This is a genomic window from Vibrio sp. 779(2023) (genome assembly GCF_033344285.1).
GTDB lineage: Bacteria > Pseudomonadota > Gammaproteobacteria > Enterobacterales > Vibrionaceae > Vibrio > Vibrio alginolyticus.
Window position 1 is genome coordinate 494 of sequence record NZ_JAWPOM010000114.1, and the last position, 850, is coordinate 1,343.

Sequence of the window (850 nt, forward strand, 5' to 3'; positions counted from 1 at the left end):
CATCCGCCAGGTTACCAATCCAGCCATGAATCGCTTTGTCGCCAAAGATTGGGTAAAGCAACGTGCGTGGTTTAAGTGGCAAGCCTTTGTCGTAGTGCAGGTGCATCAAGACGATGGATGAAAGGCAACCGAGAATCGCCCAAGCCAAAAATCCCCAGTGCATAAACGACTGAGATAACGCATTGATTGCAGAAGTTTTTGGTGAAGCTTCACCATACAAAGGTGGCGCTGTAACAAAGTGAAGATTGCTGATCATCGATTCGATTTCTGTGGTGGATTGTGTGGTTTTCGATGCCAGCACACGTACCTCATCGGCTACCACGGCAAATCCGCGTCCTTGCTCTCCTGCACGTGCCGCTTCAATCGCGGCATTGAGAGCCAACAAGTTGGTTTGCTCAGCAATGTTGCGGATGACATCCAAAATTGAGCCAATTTGACCACTCATCTTTTGCAGTTCAGAAACGGCAGACACAGACTCGTGAAGGCGCGTTTCTAGCTGATTGATGGTCGAAATGTTGCTACTCATGACATTTCGGCCTTCTTCGGATGCAGACTCAACACGTTGAACCATTTCCAAAGAGCCTTGAGCGCTTTGCGCAACTTCTTGAACCGAGTGAGACATCTCGGTCATAGCCGTTGCCACGTTGGCGGTCTGCTCACGTTGTGCATTCAGCTTAGATTGCGCTTGAGAAGACGTTCGTTCGTTGGTTGTCGCGGTCGAGGCTAAGTTTTCTGATGCTTCATTTAGCTTCACTAGAATGTCGTGCAAGCTGTCCGCTAACGTGTTGATATGACCACTAACGCGGCTGAACTCGTTGTTAAAGCGAATATCAATACGTTGCGTCATATC

Annotated in this window: 1 protein-coding gene; it reads right to left on the minus strand. The window is 48.7% G+C overall.

What is annotated here, in order from left to right:
* On the minus strand, positions 1–847 hold an 847-nt coding region (locus R8O70_RS25375; protein ID WP_318184477.1), incomplete at its 3' end, for a methyl-accepting chemotaxis protein.
* Positions 848–850 lie beyond the last annotated feature (3 nt).